At 66.2% G+C, this 19,081-nt stretch carries 16 protein-coding genes and 1 riboswitch; of the genes, 2 read left to right on the top strand and 14 right to left on the bottom strand.

Features of this window, described 5'->3' with window-relative positions:
• Positions 1 to 6: 6 nt before the first annotated feature.
• The 6 genes from AC5RUM_RS13455 to AC5RUM_RS13430 all read right to left on the bottom strand — a co-directional run bounded on the left by AC5RUM_RS13455 (position 7) and on the right by AC5RUM_RS13430 (position 5,945).
• Positions 7 to 1,098: an RNase H family protein gene (locus AC5RUM_RS13455; protein ID WP_494035388.1), complete on the bottom strand. Its 1,092-nt coding sequence runs from the start codon at positions 1,096 to 1,098 to the stop codon at positions 7 to 9.
• A 195-nt stretch (positions 1,099 to 1,293) separates the two neighbouring features.
• Positions 1,294 to 2,922 (bottom strand): chaperonin GroEL, encoded by a 1,629-nt coding sequence (gene groL, locus AC5RUM_RS13450; protein WP_494035387.1) that lies wholly within the window; start codon positions 2,920 to 2,922, stop codon positions 1,294 to 1,296.
• Between the two features lie 288 nt (positions 2,923 to 3,210).
• Positions 3,211 to 4,467, bottom strand: coding sequence for an ABC transporter substrate-binding protein (locus AC5RUM_RS13445; protein ID WP_494035386.1), 1,257 nt, complete (start codon positions 4,465 to 4,467; stop codon positions 3,211 to 3,213).
• 59 nt (positions 4,468 to 4,526) lie between these two features.
• Positions 4,527 to 4,730, bottom strand: a complete 204-nt coding sequence (locus AC5RUM_RS13440) for a cold-shock protein (RefSeq protein ID WP_400581172.1) — start codon at positions 4,728 to 4,730, stop codon at positions 4,527 to 4,529.
• Between the two features lie 159 nt (positions 4,731 to 4,889).
• Positions 4,890 to 5,531 (bottom strand): LytR C-terminal domain-containing protein, encoded by a 642-nt coding sequence (locus AC5RUM_RS13435; RefSeq protein ID WP_494035385.1) that lies wholly within the window; start codon positions 5,529 to 5,531, stop codon positions 4,890 to 4,892.
• A 51-nt stretch (positions 5,532 to 5,582) separates the two neighbouring features.
• Positions 5,583 to 5,945 (bottom strand): DUF3263 domain-containing protein, encoded by a 363-nt coding sequence (locus AC5RUM_RS13430; RefSeq protein ID WP_494035384.1) that lies wholly within the window; start codon positions 5,943 to 5,945, stop codon positions 5,583 to 5,585.
• A 107-nt stretch (positions 5,946 to 6,052) separates the two neighbouring features.
• Between AC5RUM_RS13430 and AC5RUM_RS13425 the strand changes: the two genes are divergently transcribed.
• Together AC5RUM_RS13425 and AC5RUM_RS13420 are read left to right on the top strand one after the other, a co-directional pair.
• Positions 6,053 to 6,853: a uracil-DNA glycosylase gene (locus AC5RUM_RS13425; protein ID WP_494035383.1), complete on the top strand. Its 801-nt coding sequence runs from the start codon at positions 6,053 to 6,055 to the stop codon at positions 6,851 to 6,853.
• A gap of 52 nt (positions 6,854 to 6,905) precedes the next feature.
• Positions 6,906 to 7,748 carry a siderophore-interacting protein gene (locus tag AC5RUM_RS13420; RefSeq protein WP_494035382.1) on the top strand — a complete coding sequence of 281 codons (843 nt, stop codon included), beginning with the start codon at positions 6,906 to 6,908 and terminating at the stop codon, positions 7,746 to 7,748.
• Between the two features lie 35 nt (positions 7,749 to 7,783).
• Here the strand turns inward: AC5RUM_RS13420 and AC5RUM_RS13415 are convergent, their stop codons facing one another.
• The 8 genes from AC5RUM_RS13415 to AC5RUM_RS13380 all read right to left on the bottom strand — a co-directional run bounded on the left by AC5RUM_RS13415 (position 7,784) and on the right by AC5RUM_RS13380 (position 18,981).
• Entirely contained in the window at positions 7,784 to 9,280 is a 1,497-nt protein-coding gene (locus tag AC5RUM_RS13415; RefSeq protein WP_494035381.1) for a threonine/serine exporter family protein, read from the bottom strand.
• Positions 9,281 to 9,346: 66 nt separating this feature from the next.
• Positions 9,347 to 10,420, bottom strand: a complete 1,074-nt coding sequence (locus AC5RUM_RS13410; RefSeq protein ID WP_494035380.1) for a lipid II:glycine glycyltransferase FemX — start codon at positions 10,418 to 10,420, stop codon at positions 9,347 to 9,349.
• Between the two features lie 119 nt (positions 10,421 to 10,539).
• Positions 10,540 to 11,937 carry an L-serine ammonia-lyase gene (locus AC5RUM_RS13405; RefSeq protein ID WP_494035379.1) on the bottom strand — a complete coding sequence of 466 codons (1,398 nt, stop codon included), beginning with the start codon at positions 11,935 to 11,937 and terminating at the stop codon, positions 10,540 to 10,542.
• 146 nt (positions 11,938 to 12,083) lie between these two features.
• Complete coding sequence (gene glyA, locus AC5RUM_RS13400; protein WP_494035378.1) at positions 12,084 to 13,433, bottom strand: serine hydroxymethyltransferase; 1,350 nt, start codon at positions 13,431 to 13,433, stop codon at positions 12,084 to 12,086.
• Positions 13,430 to 13,816 (bottom strand): glycine cleavage system protein GcvH, encoded by a 387-nt coding sequence (gene gcvH / locus AC5RUM_RS13395; RefSeq protein WP_494035377.1) that lies wholly within the window; start codon positions 13,814 to 13,816, stop codon positions 13,430 to 13,432. Before gcvH ends, glyA begins: the two co-directional genes overlap by 4 nt.
• 119 nt (positions 13,817 to 13,935) lie before the next feature.
• Positions 13,936 to 15,111 carry a glycine cleavage system aminomethyltransferase GcvT gene (gene gcvT, locus AC5RUM_RS13390; protein ID WP_494035376.1) on the bottom strand — a complete coding sequence of 392 codons (1,176 nt, stop codon included), beginning with the start codon at positions 15,109 to 15,111 and terminating at the stop codon, positions 13,936 to 13,938.
• An 80-nt stretch (positions 15,112 to 15,191) separates the two neighbouring features.
• Positions 15,192 to 18,059, bottom strand: coding sequence for an aminomethyl-transferring glycine dehydrogenase (gcvP, locus tag AC5RUM_RS13385; RefSeq protein WP_494035375.1), 2,868 nt, complete (start codon positions 18,057 to 18,059; stop codon positions 15,192 to 15,194).
• A gap of 195 nt (positions 18,060 to 18,254) precedes the next feature.
• A riboswitch (glycine riboswitch) is annotated at positions 18,255 to 18,353 on the bottom strand.
• 88 nt (positions 18,354 to 18,441) lie between these two features.
• Positions 18,442 to 18,981: a TetR/AcrR family transcriptional regulator gene (locus AC5RUM_RS13380; RefSeq protein WP_494035374.1), complete on the bottom strand. Its 540-nt coding sequence runs from the start codon at positions 18,979 to 18,981 to the stop codon at positions 18,442 to 18,444.
• Positions 18,982 to 19,081 lie beyond the last annotated feature (100 nt).

The raw sequence follows: 19,081 nt of genomic DNA, 5'->3' as shown, positions 1-19,081 counted from the left end.
GGCCCGTCAGGCCTCCGGGGTGCCCTGGTGGAAGCGGAGGCGCCACTGTCCGCCGTGGAGGACCCAGATGGAGCTCCGCAGGGCCGCACCGTCGCGTGAGCGGCTGCGGTACGTCAGCAGGATGGTGTCGGCGCCGATCCGGTCGGCAGAGATCAGCTCCAGCTCCATCGGACCGCCGGGGCTTTCCTCCAGCGACATCATCATGGCGTCCCGGGTCCAGATCCTTCCGGAGCTGCCGATCTCCATGAACTCCGGATGCAGGAGCACTCCCGTCCGGCCGATATCGCTGCGTACATCCGGGCGAAGGAGCTCGCGTTCCAGCGCCTCGACGGTTTCTTCCGGGCTCGGGCCGCGGCCCGGCGCCACGGGGAAGGCATCCGCGTCGAGTTCGCTGAAAAGGTCCGGCTCCGGTTCACTGAAAAGGTCCGGCTCCGGTTCACTGAAGAGGCCGGGTTCTTCGGTTTGGTAGGAGCCCGTGCCGCCCTGCTTCCGGACGTCGGCAACGGCGGAACCCGGGCGGGATGCCACAGCTACGGAGCCTGCGCCGGCAGCCGGTGCGCCGGAACCCTGTGCGCTGACATCTGGTGCGCTGACATCCTGTGCGCTGACATCCGGTGCGCCCAGCGCGGCCGCTCCGCGGAAACCCGGCCCGGACCGTGCCGCAATTCCCTGCTGGTAGGCCAGGGCAACGGCCCGGGCCCGCTCGTCCGCTGCCTCGTTGAGGTCGTGACCGGCGTGGCCCCTGACCCATTCGAATCGGTACCTGCGCCCCACCAGTTCCCTGTCGATGTCCTTGAGGAGGTCCACGTTCAGCACCGGTTTGCCGTCGGCCTTGCGCCAGCCCTTCCGCTTCCAGCCCGGCATCCATTTGGTGATGCAGTTGATGACGTATTGGCTGTCGCAGAGGATGTGCAGGTCCTCCTGTGGGACGTGTGCCGTGGCGCGGAAGAGATCCAGCACAGCCATAAGCTCACCCTGGTTGTTCGTTCCGTGCGGCCACCCTCCGGCGCGCCAGCAATCGTCGTTCACATACCAGGCCCATCCGGCCGGACCGGGATTTCCTAAGGCCGAACCGTCGGCCGCTGCTGTAATCGTCACGAATCCATCCTGCCAGACACTGCCGACACTGAAACTCAGCCTCATGGACCGACGGGGCCGGACGTGTAGAGCAGCAACGCCAGGCCGTAAACATCGGGCCGTTAAAAAGCCGGGCCGTTAAAGACCAGCAGCGACCCCACCCGAAGGTGGGGCCGCTGCTGCTCTTACGCCTTTGAGCGACCAGGAGCCAGGGGGTTAGAAACCGCCCATGCCGCCCATCTCGTCGCCGCCGCCCATGGCCGGAGCGTTCTTCTCCGGCTTGTCGGCGACTACTGCCTCGGTGGTGAGGAACAGTCCGGCAATGGAAGCCGCGTTCTGCAGGGCAGAGCGGGTTACCTTGACCGGGTCGTTGATGCCGGCAGCCAGCAGGTCGACGTACTCGCCGGTTGCGGCGTTCAGGCCGTGGCCCGCGGGCAGGCCGCGGACCTTGTCGACCACAACGCCGGGCTCGAGGCCTGCGTTGAAGGCGATCTGCTTCAGCGGAGCGTCGATGGCAACGCGGACGATGTTCGCACCGGTTGCTTCGTCGCCGGACAGGTTCAGGTTGGCGAATGCCTTGAGGCCAGCCTGGATGAGGGCAACGCCACCACCGGCGACGATGCCTTCCTCAACGGCAGCCTTCGCGTTGCGGACTGCGTCCTCAATGCGGTGCTTGCGTTCCTTGAGCTCAACTTCGGTAGCGGCACCGGCCTTGATGACTGCCACGCCGCCGGCCAGCTTGGCCAGGCGCTCCTGCAGCTTCTCGCGGTCGTAGTCGGAGTCGGAGTTTTCGATCTCGGCGCGGATCTGGGAAACGCGGCCGGCGATCTGGTCGGCGTCGCCGGCACCTTCGACGATGGTGGTCTCGTCCTTGGTGACAACCACCTTGCGGGCGCGGCCCAGGAGTTCGAGGCCAGCGGTCTCGAGCTTCAGGCCAACTTCCTCGGCGATGACCTGGCCACCGGTGAGGATGGCGATGTCGGCGAGCTGGGCCTTGCGGCGGTCACCGAAGCCCGGAGCCTTGACGGCGACGGACTTGAAGGTGCCGCGGATCTTGTTGACGATCAGGGTGGCCAGGGCCTCGCCCTCGATGTCTTCGGCAATGATCAGCAGCGGCTTGTTGGACTGCATGACCTTTTCGAGGACAGCAACCAGTTCCTTGACGTTGGAGATCTTGGAGTTGACGATCAGGATGTACGGGTCCTCGAGGACCGTTTCCTGGCGCTCCGTGTCCGTGACGAAGTATGCGGAGATGTAGCCCTTGTCGAAGCGCATGCCTTCGGTGAGCTCAAGCTCCAGGCCGAAGGTGTTGGACTCCTCGACGGTGATGACACCTTCCTTGCCGACCTTGTCCAGGGCTTCGGCAATGAGGGCGCCGATTTCGTCGTCACCGGCGGAGATGGACGCCGTGGCGGCGATCTCTTCCTTGGTTTCGATTTCCTTGGCGTTGTCCAGCAGTTCGCGGGTTACCGCTTCAACTGCCTTCTCGATGCCGCGCTTGAGGGACAGCGGGTCAGCGCCGGCCGCAACGTTGCGCAGGCCTTCCTTGACGAGGGCCTGTGCCAGCACGGTAGCCGTGGTGGTGCCGTCGCCAGCGACGTCATCCGTCTTCTTGGCAACTTCCTTGACCAGCTCGGCGCCGATCTTCTCGTAAGGATCGTCCAGCTCGATCTCCTTGGCGATGGAAACACCATCGTTGGTGATCGTGGGGGCGCCCCACTTCTTTTCGAGGACGACGTTGCGTCCACGCGGGCCGAGGGTGACCTTGACGGCGTCGGCGAGGGTGTTCAGGCCCCGCTCAAGACCGCGGCGTGCCTCTTCATCAAATGCAATGATCTTGGCCATAACGGCAGTAGTCCTTTCGGGACAGTCGTTAAGAATGAACCTTGCTGCGGTGCCCGCGACGGACGATCGTTCCTGCAGGCCTCTGTACGCCGGCAGTCCGGATCTCACCCCAACCAGGTATTTCTTCGCTCCCTCACACGTCCGCCAACCGCGCTGCGGCCTGGGCCGGGCGAGGCATTAGCAGTCGATGCTCAGGAGTGCTAATCAATAATTAGCACTCCCCCGGGGAGAGTGCAAGCAGTGGCCGTGAAATCCGGGACGAATCCGGGGCCGCTTCGCTCCCGGCGATCAGCCCGCCGCCCGGCTGGCTGTTTCGCTGCCGGTGAGTTTCGCCCTGTTGTCCGCGCCGAAGGTGAACACCATGTAGTTGGCCACCGTCACGTCGCCGTTCGCGTCAAACCGGACGGGGCCTGACTCGCCGTCATAATCCACAGCCGTTCCGGCCCGGACGGCGGCAAGGCACTCCTTGTACGTCCGGCAAACAGCCGGCTTGCCTGCAGACTGGGAGCCGGCGCCGGCGGACCCGCCGGAGACGGCGATCAGCTTCGCGGCAACGGACGCGCCGGCGTCGTCGTCCGCCGCGGCAGCCGCCAGTGCTGCCAGGTTGACCGCATCGTAGGTCTCCGCGGCGAACGTCATGTCCTTGAGGTTCTTGTCCACGGCCACGAGTTCGCCCTGCAGATGGGCCGAGGGGAACACGCCGGGGACGATTCCGCGGGCGCCGTCCAGCGCCCGGGAGGCGAGGTCGGAGCCGTACTGCCGGAAGGCTCCGTCCGCAAGGATCAGCTGCTTCCCCGACAGTCCCGCATTGTGGAGTTCTGCGATGGCACCCTGTGCCCCGCCGCGGGCAATGAGGACGACGGCGTCCGGTGACGCGCCCGCGGCAGTGGCCGCCGCTTTCTGCGCCTCGCCCGACTTGAAGGCCGCCACTGTCACGGGCTCCAGTCCGGCACCCTTCGCGGAGGCGGAGACGGCCGCCGACACTTCGGTGCCATAGGCACCCTCCTCGTGGACGACGGCCAGGCTCTTGGCGCCGCCGTCCTTGGCCAGCTTCACCAGCACGGCGGCCTGGGCGGCGTCGGCCGCCGCGGTGCGGAAGTAGTATCCGCCGCTCCTGTACTCGCTCAACTCCCCTGCCGTGTTGGCCGGCGAGATGAGCGCGACTTTGGCCTTGGACAGCACATCGATGACGGCGGGAGCGCGGCTGGAATCCGTGGGTCCGATCACCACATCGGCTTTGGCATCCACGAGTTCCCGCGCCTGTGCGCCGGCGTCGCCGCCGGGCTTTTCCGGCAACAGCTCCACGGGCCTGCCTTTGTGGCCGCCGGCCGCGTTGATCTCCTGCACGGCAAGTTTGGCGGCTGCCAGCTGGGCACTGTTCAGGAACGCCTGCGCGCCGGTGCTGTCCAGGATCAGGCCGATCCGCAAGGTGCCGTCGCCGCTGGCCTCCACGGACGCAGTCCGGGCGTTTTCGCCTGAGCCGGAGCACGCACCCAGCGCCAGGACGGCGGCAGCACCCCAGGCAGCGGCGCGGGCAGCTCTCACGGTTCCGGTCCGCCGTCGGGCGTTCACCGTGGCAGGTCTCCGGGCGGCGCGGGCAGCCACTAGGCGGGCCGGACGTTTTCGGCTTGCGGGCCCTTTTCGCCTTCGCCGACCTCGAGCTCCACGCGCTGACCCTCGTCCAAGGCGCGGTAGCCGTCCACCTGGATGGCGGACCAGTGCACGAAGACGTCGTCGCCCGTGCCGTCGACGGTGATGAAGCCGTAGCCCTTTTCAGCGTTGAACCACTTCACGGTTCCCAATGCCATGATCTCCACACTTTCAGATTGCTTCCGTAAGGCCCACCTCAGTGTGTGCCGTGAATTACGCGCCGAAGACTCGAAATCACTCTATCCACTGCGCCGCGGCGGGAGGCAGGCTGACAGCCGGGCCCGGACTCAATAGTTATTCAGGCGTAACCCAAAAGGTCACTGGAATCCGGGGCCCAGCACCACGGCAACAGATGTCTCAAATCCCGGGCTCTCCACGAGCGTGGCGATGTTCAGCAGCTCCCCGAGAGCCTCTGCGCTGGCCCTGCGCTCGGCACCCGAGTAGAAGATGACGGACTCCTGCTGGGGCGCGCCCTGCCAGTTCGCAACCTGGCCCAGAGTCCAGCCGTCGGCCTCGAGGGTGGCGCCGACGCGGCCGGCCAGCCCGGAAGTCTGCGTGCCGTTGTAGACCGAAACAGGAAGTGACTTGTCCGCGGCCGAGGCGAGCGCTTCGACGGAGGCCGGAGGGGATGCCGGGTCTGATGGTGAGGCTGCAGCCGACGACGAGTCGGCACTCGGGGTGCCGGACGGCGCCGCTGCCTCGGACGGCGTGGGCGAGGGCGAGGGATCCGCGGACGGCGAGACCGCAACGTCCTGGGCTGCTGAAGGCCCGGCAGCGGCGTCGAAGCCGAGCTGCGGGAGGAAGGCAAACGCGGCCACACCAACGGCGAGAGCGCCGCTGCCCACAGTCAGGACGGGCCACAGACGGGGGCGCCTGGGTGCCGGTACGGAGCGGTGTACGCCCTGCCGGGAAGTGACCTCTGGGACCCTGTCGAATTCGTCTCGGGCATAGTTGGTCATGGTAAAAGTGACGTCCTTGTTGGTCTTCTGCCGGCAGTTCGGCACTGGCGATTACGCGTCAGACCCCAAGCGGCGCGCGGTGCGGGCCCTCTGACGTGACGTACGTAGTCTACGCAATCTCTTTACCAACATGGGATCGTGGGCCAACGCATGCTCGGTATCAATGAGCGCATTCAGGATCTGGTAGTAGTGCGTGGCCGACAGGTCGAACAGTTCCCGGATGGCCTGTTCCTTCGCGCCGGCATACTTCCACCACTGCCGCTCCAGCGCCAGGATCTGCTGCTCACGCTCGCTCAGCGGCGAGTCCCTCAGCTGGAAGTCATCCAGCAGGGATCCGCGCCGCGGCCCGGCGCCCGCCTCTGCGGACTGCGCAGCGGACTGCTCTGCGAGATGGTCCTGCAACGGCTCAGCCACTGCGCACTCCTTCGCTGATTCCGGTAAAAACTCCAGCCTCCATGTTACGGAGGAATAACAGCATTGTCATTTACGCCGCGTTACGCCATGCGACTGCCGCTGGGAGAATGATCGGTGTGACTGAACAGCCTGAACCCTTGTTCGACCTGCTGCCGCCCGAGGCCGCGGGACCTGGCTTCGCCGAGATGGCAGGGATGCCGCTGCCGGAGCTGGTAGCCGCTGACTGGGCCGGGGCGCTGGCCGGGGTGGAGGGCGAGCTGAGATCGGCCCTTTCCTTCCTGGCAGGTGAAGTAGCGGCGGGTCACCGGGTGCTGCCCTCGCCGTCGAACGTTCTGAGGGCGTTCCGGCAGCCCCTGGCGGAGGTGCGGGTGCTGATCGTCGGCCAGGATCCGTACCCGACTCCGGGCCACGCTGTAGGTCTGGCCTTTTCGGTTGACGGCAGGACGCGGCCCATCCCCCGCAGCCTCGCGAACATCTACAAGGAACTGGAATCGGATCTGGGGTACCCGGCCAGGGTCCACGGCGATCTCGGTGCCTGGGCGGACCAGGGCGTGCTCCTGCTCAACAGGGTCCTGAGCGTCCGCGAGGGCGCCGCCGGCTCGCACCGCGGCAAAGGCTGGGAAACCATCACGACGGCGGCGGTTTCCGCCGTCGCTGCCCGCCGGGCGCCCGATGGACGCCAGCTCCCGCTCGTGGCGGTCCTGTGGGGAAAGGACGCCGAGGGGATGCGCCCGCTGCTGGGCGAGACTCCGGTGGTGGCCAGCGTCCACCCCAGCCCGCTGTCTGCCTCCCGGGGTTTCTTTGGTTCGCGTCCGTTCAGCCGCGCCAACGCCCTACTGCAAGAGCAAGGCGCCGGCGCGGTGGACTGGGAACTTCCGGCAATGGCACCGGCAGCGCACCGGCCGTAATCTAACGAACCCGCGAGGCGGCCGGGTCCGAACTTAGCTTAGGCTTACCTTCATGACTATCACTGTTCCTGCAGCCACCTCCGCGACGCGGACATCCCGTCCCCAGATCAACCTGACCGTGCTGCGCCGGGAACAGCTTTCGGCGCACATGGTCCGGATTGTCGCCGGCGGCGAGGGGTTCGCGAACTACGTTAACAACGATTTCGTGGACAGGTACGTCAAGATCGCCTTTCCGCAGCCTGGCATCGCCTACCCCGAGCCCCTCGACCTGTGGACGGTCCGCGAAACGCTGCCGCGGGAGCAGTGGCCGTTCACGCGGACCTACACGATCCGCTGGGTGGACGTGGCCGCGCGTGAACTGGCCATCGACTTTGTCATCCACGGGGACGAGGGCCTGGCGGGTCCGTGGGCCGCGTCCGCCCAGCCCGGCGACAGCCTGACCTTCACCGGCCCCGGAGGCGGCTACAACCCCGATCCCTCGGCGGACTGGATTCTGCTGGCCGGCGACGAGGCGGCGATCCCGGCGATCGCAGCTGTGCTCGAGTCGCTGCCCGCGGACGCCCGGGGGCTGGCGTTCCTCGAGGTGGACGGCGTCGCCGATATCCAGCCTATTGCCGCCCCCGCCGGCATCGAAATGGTCTGGCTCCAGCGCAGGGGCGTTGCGGCGGGCGACAGCGACCTGCTGGTCAACGCTCTGCGGGAGACACCGTGGCCGGAAGGCAGGGTGGACGTCTTTGCACACGGCGAACGGGGCTACATGAAGGGCCTGCGCGAAGTGCTCTTCCGCGAGCGCGGCCTGGACCGCAAGCAGGTATCGCTCTCGGGCTACTGGGCCAAGGGCCGGGTGGAGGACGACTTCCAGGCCGAGAAGAAGCTGCCGATAGGCAAGATCTAGCCGAGCAAGATCTAACTAGGCAAAGCCCTGGCCCCCTAGCGGCGCCTCGCCCGCCGTCGTTCGTTGCTCGCCAGGCCCTTGGTGAAGGGCCGCGCCAGCGTGTCACCGAGCACAATCCCGCCGGCCACGCCAAACACGATGGCCCCTGCGCTGAGCATCCCGCCGGCACCCAGCAGGATCTCGGACTCCTCGATGGTCAGGACGTACATCGACCGGAAAATGGTGAGCCCGGGCAGGAGAATCAGGCCGGCAGGCACGGCGACCACCAGCTGAGGGGCACCCATCTTCAGCGCCACTATCCGGGCGAGCAGGCCGATCACGACGGCGGCGAGCGCCGGTGAAAAGCGCGGGCCGATGGCGAGGGCTTCTGCACTGATGAGCACCAGGTGCCCGATCACGCCGACACCCGCCGTCGGAAGCAGCAGCTTCCAGTTCGTCTGTTCCGTGATACCGATGGCGACGACGGCAATGGCCACCATGATGACTTGTGCCCACAGGGGATACGCGGGCGGGAACGTCTCCGTGACGTCGATGGGTTCCATGCCGATCCTGTCCCCCACCACGAACGCGACCGCGATCCCCGCAACGAGCGCCCCGAACGTCAGCAGGGTGGACAGGAACCGGCCTGCCGCCGTCACGGGGAAGCCGTTGATGGCGTCTTGCACGGAGGACACGAGCCGTCCCGTGGGAAGAAGCAGCAGGATGCCGCCCACCACCACGATGGCCGGGGCAATCTGGACACCCACGGGGCTGCCGAACCTCCACAGGAGCAGCGCGATGATCGTCACGACGAAGGAGCAGGCCGCCGTGATGAAGAAGTCAGGCGTCCGCCAGCGGCCCAGCTTCCGGGCCAGCAGGCTGATCAGGAGGTTGGAGGCGAAGGCGACCGCCGACGCCCCCAAGCCGCCGCCGATCACGCCAACGAACATCGCCGAGAAGACAGCGAAGGCCACCGTGACCATCCAGCGCGGGAAAGGCTTGGGGCTGCGGACGATCTCGTCCAAGCGCCGGGCAGCCTCGTCCCTGCCGACGCCGCCCGCCACAATGTCGGTCACGAGCTGGTGGACTTTTGCCAGGCCTGCGTAGTTGTTGGTCCAGGAACGCACCACGCGAAGCAGCGAAATGGGCGTCTGGTCCTGCGGCGCGTAATTGATGTTCACCGACTGGTTGGTGATGTCCACCTCGATGTTGCTCAGGCCGAGCGCCGCGGTGACAGCGATGATGCTGGTTTCCACCTCGAGCGCGCCGGCGCCGTAACGGAACATCGATTCGGCGAGCCGCAGGGCGAAGTCCATGGTCTTCCGCGCAGACGTGTCCACGCCGGGCACCTGGATCATGGGGTTGGCGTAGGGGCTACCGGTAAGTCGGTCCACTATGCTCAGCGGCGCCGTCGGCGGGTTGTCGCCCTGCACAAGGCGGCGCAGCATGCGCTTGGCGGCGGCGTTCTGGCGCAGCTGCGAAGCGGTCAGCGGCTCCGTCTTGGGCAGGCCGTCACTGATGGGGCGATCGGCTCCCCCGGGTTTCTTCTCCATTCCGGCCTCCCTCCGTACGTTGCCTCTGGTCTGTCCGCGACGGCGGCTCTATCCGTTACCGCAGCCTTAGTAGAACTGCTTTCCCGTCCGGCGTGTGTATAGCTGCCGCGCCACCCGTTCGCCGGCGGCCATCCAGGCCTTGTATTTCAGCGGGCTGATGACCTGGTCGTAGCAGCCCACGAAGTCGGTGACGGTCTTGCTGAAGCTTGTCTTGAAGAGGCCCAGCCCGTGGAACGGGTTGGACGTGTCCTTCAGTTGGTCGCTGGGTGGAGTGCCACAGAAGTCGTATTCCGTGCAGCCAAGTTCCTTGACCTGGTTGATCGCCGTCCACTGGACGAGGTGCGAGTCGCCGTACTGGCTGCGTTTCTGCAGAGACCCGCCGTCCTTGTAGGTGCCCTTGCGGCCGTAGTTGATCACGAAGGCCCCCACCGAGGGGACGTCGTTCTCGTACACGAACAGAAGCCGTCCTTGGCCGCGCTTGATGAAGTTGGTCCAGAACTGGCGGTAGTACTCGTACTCCCGGACCCGGACCTGCGACTTCGCCTCCACCGTGGTGGTCATGAGCCCGTACATGGCACGGTAATTCTCTTCGCTCGGTTCCACATTGTGCACCTCGACGCCTTCGCGGATGGCACGGCGGACCGCGTTCCGGCCCCGCGAGTGCAGGTTGCGGAGCAGCTGGTTCTCGTCCGGGGAAATGTCCAGAAGCGCCGTGGAGTCATTGGGCTGAAGGTTGTGGGTCTTCACCAGCCCGGCCCCTTCAATGATCTTCCGGGCCTCGTCGCTGAGCACGATGTCCGGTTCGATCTTGATGGCGAAGACGCCCAGCCGCGCCCTCTTGACGAAGTCCGCGTTGGCTTTGGCGATGCCGGGAATGTCTTCGACGTCGGCGACATCCGGCCCCTTGATCATGTACCAGAGCTTGCCCAGCACGGGAAAGCTCTTCTCCAGGACGAGGTTGTAGCTGAGGTAGTCGGCCGTTTCGTAGACCAGGTGGAGGGGTTTCCAGCCGAAGTGCTGTTTGACGTCAGCGAAAGCCTCTGACTGAAGGAGGTTTCCGCCGTTCGGATTCGCGGTGACGTGGGAATCCCAGTTGGCGACCTCCTCGGAGGTGGCAAAGCGGGCAGTGAATTCTCGCAAGTGTGCCGTGTCCAATCTTCGCGTACGTGTCTGCAGCCGGTGCCCGTTGAGGCAGCCTCAAGTCTATCCGCCCTGCACGCGCCCCCGCCGAATGCCCGCCCGTGTGGAGAGGCAGCCGGTCAGCACTCCACCACGTTGACGGCGAGCCCGCCCATGGCCGTTTCCTTGTACTTCGAGCTCATATCCCTGCCGGTCTCCCGCATGGTGACGATCACTTCATCGAGGGAAACCCGGTGCGAGCCGTCCCCCCACAGCGCCATCTTCGCGGCGTTGATGGCCTTGGCGGCGGCGATCGCGTTGCGTTCGATGCAGGGCACCTGGACCAGCCCGCCGATGGGGTCGCAGGTCAGGCCCAGATTGTGCTCCATGGCGATCTCCGCGGCGTTCTCCACCTGGGACGGCGTGCCGCCCATCACCTCGGCCAGGCCAGCGGCAGCCATGGACGACGCCGAGCCCACCTCGCCCTGGCAGCCCACCTCTGCGCCGGAGATGGACGCCTGTTCCTTGTACAGGACACCAATCGCGCCGGCGGTCAGCAGGAACTTCACCACGACGTCGTCCCGGTCCTTCTGGCTCGCGGTGTCCATGCCGGGGGCGAAGTGCAGGGCGTAGTACAGCACCGCCGGGATGATGCCCGCGGCGCCGTTGGTGGGGGCAGTCACGACGCGCCCGCCGGAGGCGTTCTCCTCGTTGACGGCGAGGGCGATGAGATTCACCCATTCCTGCCAGTACTTGGGGTCCCGGTCCTTGTCCTCCTTCAGGAGCCGTTCGTGCCAGTCGGGCGCCCGACGGCGGACCTTCAGTCCGCCGGGAAGCAGCCCCTCGCGCTTGAGGCTGACCTCCACGCAGCTTTCCATGACCGAGTAGATGTGGAGCAGGCCTTCGCGGATTTCCTCTTCGGAGCGGGAGGCGCGTTCGTTGACGAACATGATCTCGCCGATGGACAGGCCCTTGGACTGGCAGCGGCCGAGAAGTTCCGCGGCGGTGCGGAACGGCAGCGGCAGTTCCTTCTTGGATTCCTCAAGTTCCTGCTGTGCCGTGTCCTCTTCGCCCTCGCGCACGATGAAACCGCCTCCCACGGAGAAGAACGTTGCTTCGTGGAGGACTTCGCCGGCGGCATCAGAGACCGTGAAGGTCATGCCGTTGGTGTGCCGGGGCAGAATGGTCAGGGGGCGCAGCACCATGTCCTTGACGCCGTAGGGCAGCGGAACGGTCCCCGCAAGCTGCAGCATGCCGGTCTCTTCGATCGCGGCCAGCCGGCCCTCCACCTCATCGGGCAGGATCAGCTCGGGGTGGAAGCCTTCGAGCCCCAGGAGGATGGCGGTCATGGTCCCGTGGCCGTGGCCTGTGGCGGCCAGGGACCCGTACAGGTCCACCCGCAGGGACGCCACCTGGTCCACTTTGCCGGAAGACTTCAGCTCCTCGGCGAAGACCGCGGCGGCCCGCATCGGGCCCACGGTGTGTGAACTGGACGGTCCTATTCCGATGGAAAAAAGGTCAAAGACTCCAACGGCCATGTCGGTTCCTCACTTGGTCATGCTTCGGTCCGGCAGATGGTCCTGCCGGGGACTGCCTGGCCGCGGGTCGCGGCGCACAGTCGGCCAGTACGACGGCGGGCGGCAGCTTGTGGCGGCCGCCCGCCGTCGTGCTGTTTAATTCCACGCTACGCGGTTTTTACCGCTGCGAGGTCTGCCACCGCCGGGTAAAGCGGGTGGGCTGAGGCGAGCGCTTCCACACGGGAGCGCAGGCCGGAAAGGTCGCTGCCGGCGTCGGCAGTCAGGGCCGCGGCGATGATGTCCGCAACCTCCGCGAAGGCCGCTTCGCCAAAACCGCGGGTCGCCAGGGCCGGGGTGCCGATGCGCAGACCGGAGGTGACCATGGGCGGGCGCGGGTCGAACGGCACGGCATTGCGGTTGACGGTGATGTCGATTTCCGCGAGGCGGTCCTCTGCCTGCCGGCCGTCGAGTTCGCAGTTGCGCAGGTCCACCAGGACCAGGTGCACGTCCGTGCCGCCGGAGATCACGTTGATTCCCTTGGCGGTGACGTCCGGCTGGACCAGTCGCTCGGCCAGGATCCGGGCGCCGGCCAGCACGCGTTCCTGGCGTTCCCTGAACTCGGCCGAGGCCGCGATCTTGAAGGCCACTGCCTTGCCGGCGATGACGTGCTCGAGGGGGCCGCCCTGCTGGCCGGGGAACACCGCCGAGTTGATCTTCTTGGCGATGTCGGCGTCGTTGGTCAGGATGATGCCGCCGCGCGGACCGGCGAGGGTCTTGTGCGTGGTGGATGTGGTCACGTGCGCGTGCGGGACCGGGGAGGGGTGCAGGCCCGCGGCCACAAGCCCGGCGAAGTGCGCCATATCCACCATCAGGTACGCACCCACAGAGTCGGCTATCCGGCGGAACTCGGCAAAATCCAGCTGCCGGGCGTAGGCGGACCAGCCGGCGACGATCAGTGCCGGCTTGTGCTCCTGGGCCAGGCGCTCCACCTCGGCCATGTCGATCCGGTGGTCCTCTTCACGGACCTGGTACGGGATCACGTTGTACAGGCGGCCGGAGAAGTTGATCCGCATGCCGTGCGTCAGGTGCCCGCCGTGGGCCAGGTTCAGGCCCATGATGGTGTCGCCCGGCTTGATCAGGGCGTGCATCACCGAGGCGTTGGCCTGCGCGCCGGAGTGCGGCTGGACGTTCGCGTATTCCGCGCCGAAGAGCGCCTTTACCCGGTCGATCGCGAGCTGCTCGATCACGTCCACGTGCTCGCAGCCGCCGTAGTACCGCTTGCCCGGGTAGCCCTCGGCGTACTTGTTGGTCAGCACCGAGCCCTGCGCCTGCATCACGGCCACGGCGGTGTGGTTCTCGGAGGCGATCATCTCCAGCCCACCGCGCTGGCGGGTGAGTTCGTCGTCGATCTTGGCGGCGATCTCCGGGTCAAGGGCCGACAGGTCGGCGTCCAGGCTCGGTGAGACTACCTGCTCGAAGGCCACTGTTTCTGTGCTTGCGGCATCGGCGGCGCTCACAGCTCACCGCCGTTCTTGGCTGCGTAGTCCTCGGCGGAGAGCAGCGGGCCGTCAGATTCCGCGGCCACCTTGAAGAGCCAGCCGGCGCCGTACGGGTCGCTGTTGATCAGCGCCGGGTCCTCGACGACGGCGGGGTTGGTTTCCAGGACTTCGCCGGTAACCGGGGAGTACAGGTCCGAGACGGACTTCGTGGACTCGACCTCGCCGCAGGTCTCCCCCGCCGTCACGGCCGAGCCGACCTCGGGCAGGTCCACATAGACGATGTCGCCGAGCGCGTCGGTGGCCACGGCGGAAATCCCGATGGAAACGACGTTCGATCCGGCGTCGCGGGCGATCCATTCGTGTTCGTCGGAGTACTGCAGTTCAGGGGCAACTTTTGCCATGTTTTTTCCTTACGTTTGAAATCTTTTGTCGGGGTCGGCGGCGGGCTTCAACAGGCTCGACCCCCAATGATCGAGCTTGTCGAGATCCCCGGTTTCGACAAGCTCAACCAGCGGCGCGGCTACTTCTGGCGCTTGTAGAAAGGCAGTGCCACGACTTCGAAGGGCTCGCTCTTGCCGCGCAGATCGATGTCCAGGGCTGTGCCGGGCTCGGTGTATTCCACGTCGACGTACGCCATGGCCACGGGATATCCCAGGCTCGGGCTGGGCTGGCCGGAGGTGACCTCGCCTACGACGTTGCCGTCCTTGAGCACCGGGTAGTGCCCGCGTCCGGCGCGGCGTCCCAAGCCCTTGAGGCCCACGAGCCTGCGGCCGCTCGTGGAGCCGGCGCCTGCTTCCTTCTTGGCGGCCAGGGCGGCCTTTCCAACGAAATCGCCCTCCTTGGACAGCGCGACGACGGGCCCCAGGCCGGCAGCGAACGGGTCGCCTTCCAGGGACAGTTCGTTGCCGTACAGCGGCATGCCCGCTTCGAGGCGGAGCGAATCGCGGGAAGCCAGACCGGCAGGCGTCAGCTCCCCCTCGTCCGCAATGGCAACGATCGCCTGCCAGAGGGCTGCGGCGTCGTCGTTGTCCACGAAGATCTCAAACCCGTCCTCCCCGGTGTAGCCGGTGCGGGCCAGTAACAGTTCCTGCCCGGCTCCGGCCACCAGGAACGGGACCTCGACGGCGGCGTAGTACTTCAGGCCGGTGACGAGCCCGTGCTGTGCGGCGGGAACCAGGCGGAGGAGGATTTCCTCTGCCTTGGGTCCCTGGACGGCGATCAGCGAGACCTCGGTGGAGACGTCATTCACGGTGACGTCAAAGTTGGCGGCCCTGTCGGCCAGGGCCTCGGCAACCACCTTGGCATTCCCGGCGTTGGGCACCACCAGGAACCTGTCGGTACTGTCTTTTGCGGCATCCGCTGGTGCGGCATCCGCGGCCGCCGGGCGCCTGTAGATGATGAGGTCGTCGATGATGCCGCCGTCCTCATTACAGATCAGCGAGTATTTGGCTTTGCCGACGGCCATCGCCGAAATCTTGCCCACGAGGGCATAGTCGAGGAAGGCAGCCGCATCGGGCCCGGTCACCCAGACTTCGCCCATGTGGGAGAGGTCGAAGATGCCCGCGGCCTTGCGGACGGCGTGGTGTTCGGCCAGCTCGGAGCTGTATTTGAGCGGCATCTGCCAGCCACCGAAGTCGGTGAAGGAGGCGCCGAGTTTCTTGTGCTCTTCGTAAAGGGCGGTGTACTTCTCAGGCAAGGGAAAGTCCTTTCATGTCCGGCGGTCGAGCCTGTCGAAATCCAGCGTTTCGCCAGGCTCAACCATCGGGGCGGCCGAAATCAGTTTTCGAAAGATTCTGTGTTTTCCTCGAAGGCTTCGAGAGGTGGGCAGGAGCAGATCAGGTTGCGGTCGCCCAGGGCGCCGTCGATCCGGCCGACGGGCGGGAAGTACTTGTCCTGCTTGAGGGAGTGCACGGGGAACACGGCCTGCTCGCGGGGGTAGGCGCGGTCCCAGCCGGAGCTGATGGCCGCGGCTGCGGTGTGCGGGGCGTTGCGCAGCGGGCTGTTCTCCACGGTGAAGTCACCGTTGGCCACCTGGTCGATCTCGTGGCGGATGGAGATCATCGCCTCGATGAACCGGTCGATCTCGGCCAGGTCCTCGGACTCGGTCGGCTCCACCATCAGGGTGCCTGCCACCGGGAAGGCCAGGGTGGGGGCGTGGAAGCCGTAGTCGATCAGGCGTTTGGCCACGTCCTCGGCCGTGACACCGGTCTTGGCCGTGAGGTCGCGCAGGTCCAGGATGCACTCGTGCGCCACAAGGCCGCCCTCCCCGGAGTACAGCACCGGGAAGAACTCGTTGAGCTGGGCGGCCACATAGTTGGCGGCGAGCAGCGCAGACTTGGTGGCCTGCGTCAGGCCGTCCCCGCCCATGAGCTTCACATACGCCCACGAGATCGGCAGGACACCGGCGGAACCGAAGCGCGAAGCCGAGATCGGCACGTCATCGCCCTCGGTCCAGGACGCGGCGTTGCCGGGCATGAACGGGGCCAGGTGGGCCTTCGCCGCGACGGGTCCGACGCCGGGTCCGCCGCCGCCGTGAGGGATGCAGAAGGTCTTGTGCAGGTTCAGGTGGGACACGTCCCCGCCGAACTTGCCCGGCTGGGCCAGTCCGACCAGGGCGTTGAGGTTCGCGCCGTCGATGTAGACCTGGCCGCCGGCCGCGTGCACGGCGTCGCAGACTTCGCGGACGTCGGCGTCATACACCCCGTGGGTGGAGGGATAGGTGATCATGATGCAGGACAGAGCGTCCTTGTGGGCGTCGATCTTGGCGTACAGGTCCGCGTGGTCGATCGTGCCGTCGGCGGCGGTGGCCACCACGACGACCTTCATGCCCGCCAGCACAGCCGAGGCGGCATTCGTGCCGTGGGCCGAGGCCGGGATCAGGCAGATGTTCCGCTGCCCCTCCCCGCGGGAACGGTGGTAGCCGCGGATCGCCAGGAGGCCCGCGAGTTCACCCTGGGACCCGGCGTTGGGCTGGATCGAAACCTGGTCATAGCCGGTGATCTCGGTCAGCTGCGCCTCCAGGTCGGCGATCAGCTCACGCCAGCCCTCGGTCTGCGAATCCGGTGCGAAGGGGTGGATTGAGGCGAATTCCGGCCACGATATCGCTTCCATCTCCGCCGTGGCGTTCAGCTTCATGGTGCACGAACCCAGCGGGATCATGGTGCGGTCCAGCGCCAGGTCACGGTCCGAAAGCCTGCGGATGTAGCGCAGCAGCTGCGTCTCGGAGCGGTGCGTGTTGAACACCGGATGCTGCAGGTACGAGGAGGAACGCTCGACGGCGGCGTCAAGAGCGAAACTGCCCGGGGCTCCCACTGCCTCGGCGCCGAAGGCGGCAAGAACGTCCGCCACGATGGCCGGCGTCGTTGTTTCATCGGTGGAGATGCCGACGGTATCGGCGTCGATCACCCGGAGGTTGATGCCCCTCTCTTCGGCTGCGGCGATGATGCCGGCAGCCTTGCCCGGAACGGATACGGTCACGGTATCGAAGAAGCTGGTGTGCAGGACGTCCAGCCCTGCAGCTTTGAGTGAGGCCGCAAGAACCTTGGCGTGGCTGTGCGCGGTCTCGGCGATTGCCTTCAGGCCCTCCGGCCCGTGGTAAACGGCGTACATCGAGGCGACAATGGCCAGCAGCGCCTGTGCCGTGCAGATGTTGGAGGTCGCCTTTTCACGGCGGATGTGCTGCTCGCGGGTCTGCAGCGCGAGGCGGTATGCGGGCACTCCGGCAGAGTCCTTGGAGACACCCACCAGGCGGCCGGGCAGTGAGCGCTCAAGGCCCTTCTGCACTGCCATGTAGGCGGCGTGGGGTCCGCCGTAGAACAGCGGCACACCCAGGCGCTGCGCGGAGCCGACGGCAATGTCCGCGCCCTGCTCGCCGGGAGGGGTGATGAGGGTCAGCGCCAGCAGATCAGCTGAGACCGTGACCAGGGCGCCACGTTCCTTCGCGGCGGCAATGATGCCGGAGTGGTCGAACACGTGGCCGGAGACGCCGGGCTGCTGGAGCACGACACCGTTGATGTCGCCGTCGGGAAGTCCCTTGGACAGGTCTGCGACCTCGACTTCGAATCCAAGCGCCTCGGCGCGGCCCTTGACGATGGCAATGGTCTGCGGCAGGCAGTCGGCGTCCAGGACAGTCTTGCCGTCATGGGCCTGCTTGTTCTTGTTGGCACGGCGCATGAGCAGCACGGCTTCAGCCACGGCCGTTGCTTCATCCAGCAGCGAGGCGTTGGCGATGGGCAGGCCAACGAGATCCTGGACCATGGTCTGGAAGTTCAGCAGCGCCTCAAGGCGGCCCTGCGAGATCTCGGGCTGGTATGGCGTGTAGGCGGTGTACCAGGCCGGGGATTCAAGGACGTTGCGGCGGATCACCGGCGGCGTCACGGTGTCGTAATAGCCCTGGCCGATCATCTGCACAGCGGTCTTGTTCTTGGCGGCCAGCTTGCGGAGTTCGGCGAGCGCCTCAACCTCGCTCAGCGCAGCAGAGAGTTCCAGCGCAGAGTCCTGCCGGATGTCCTTGGGAACGGCGGTATCAACCATCGCATCAATGGTGTCGAAGCCGACAGCCCTGAGCATGGCGTCAACGTCGGCTTCTCGGCGGGCTCCGATATGCCGGTCTACGAAGGAGGCGGAGGCTGAATGTACGGTCAAAGGAACTCCATAACTAAGGCGGCGCAAGGTGCGCCACAGTGATTCGGGTTCCTCCCCGCTCTGTATTGGACCTGAGAGATTCCGCGTAAGCCGTGCATCGCACACAGCCCCGCTTGCACCGTCGGTGAGCAAAGCGCGTCCTGATGATCCGGGTGATCCCGGGACTCCAGGGTGCCTGCTACTTTCCAGAGTTGCCTTGCCGCGGCGGTACATGGGCCTGAGAGATTCCTGGGGAGGATTTGCTCCTACGGCGCCTGCTTGTACCTACTTGCAGGACTCTCCCGCCGCAGATCAAAGGCTTATTCAGTTAGCGGTGACAACAGCCACAAGGGTTATTGTCCTATGTCCGGAGCGAGTTTACAAACTGCCTCACCACCGCCCGCTAGCCCCGGAGCCGTTCGAGCGCAGCCAGCAGGCTCTCGACGTCGGCGGCGGTCTCGGCAGCTGTCGCGGCCGGACCGATCGACAGCATCGCGTTGAAGTACAGCCCGTCGCCCATGTAGAGAACCGCCTTGGCCAGGCCCGGGCCCACGTCCTTGGCGATCTCGTCGAGCCAGCGCTGCTGGATGTGGGCGAACCGGCGCCGGGTTTCCTCATGGGCGACCTCCGCCAGGCGGGTTGCTGCCACGATGGCGCGGTCCAGCGGTGTATCTGCCCACACCGAGGACCTGATGAAGTACGCTGCGGCCCCTTCGGGAGCCGAGGCCATGGCCCGGGCATCCGCCTCGGCATATTCCTCCAGGCGGTCCAGCAGGACGCCGATCAGGGCTTCCTTGTTGGGGAAGTGGTAGAGCAGCCCGCCCTTGGAGACACCTGCACGCCCGGCGACGGCGTCGAGGGTGGCGGCCCGCTCCCCGACTTCGATGAGGAGCGATTCGAAGGCGTCGAGAACAGCACCGCGCGCGACTGGTTTTCTGGGCATGGCTTCAATCATGCCTGTTTGGCGAAGGTGTCTATAACTGTACCGTCTGGACGGTATAGTTAAATCATGACCAAGTCCGCAGCCATCGAGTCCCTCAACC

It is taken from the genome of Arthrobacter sp. B2060, assembly GCF_059090445.1.
The sequence above is the reverse complement of the archived record's forward strand: the minus strand, read 5'-3'. Positions and strand labels throughout refer to the sequence as shown.

What these genes read in the sequence shown, in the direction of transcription:
- AC5RUM_RS13420 (WP_494035382.1), top strand. Translation starts at nt 6,906, where the DNA reads ATGACTATCACTGTTCCTGCAGCCACCTCCGCGACGCGGACATCCCGT.
- AC5RUM_RS13405 (WP_494035379.1), bottom strand. Translation starts at nt 11,937, where the DNA reads ATGGCCGTTGGAGTCTTTGACCTTTTTTCCATCGGAATAGGACCGTCC.
- groL (WP_494035387.1), bottom strand. Translation starts at nt 2,922, where the DNA reads ATGGCCAAGATCATTGCATTTGATGAAGAGGCACGCCGCGGTCTTGAG.
- AC5RUM_RS13425 (WP_494035383.1), top strand. Translation starts at nt 6,053, where the DNA reads ATGATCGGTGTGACTGAACAGCCTGAACCCTTGTTCGACCTGCTGCCG.
- AC5RUM_RS13380 (WP_494035374.1), bottom strand. Translation starts at nt 18,981, where the DNA reads ATGCCCAGAAAACCAGTCGCGCGCGGTGCTGTTCTCGACGCCTTCGAA.
- AC5RUM_RS13440 (WP_400581172.1), bottom strand. Translation starts at nt 4,730, where the DNA reads ATGGCATTGGGAACCGTGAAGTGGTTCAACGCTGAAAAGGGCTACGGC.
- AC5RUM_RS13435 (WP_494035385.1), bottom strand. Translation starts at nt 5,531, where the DNA reads ATGACCAACTATGCCCGAGACGAATTCGACAGGGTCCCAGAGGTCACT.
- AC5RUM_RS13415 (WP_494035381.1), bottom strand. Translation starts at nt 9,280, where the DNA reads ATGGAGAAGAAACCCGGGGGAGCCGATCGCCCCATCAGTGACGGCCTG.
- gcvH (WP_494035377.1), bottom strand. Translation starts at nt 13,816, where the DNA reads ATGGCAAAAGTTGCCCCTGAACTGCAGTACTCCGACGAACACGAATGG.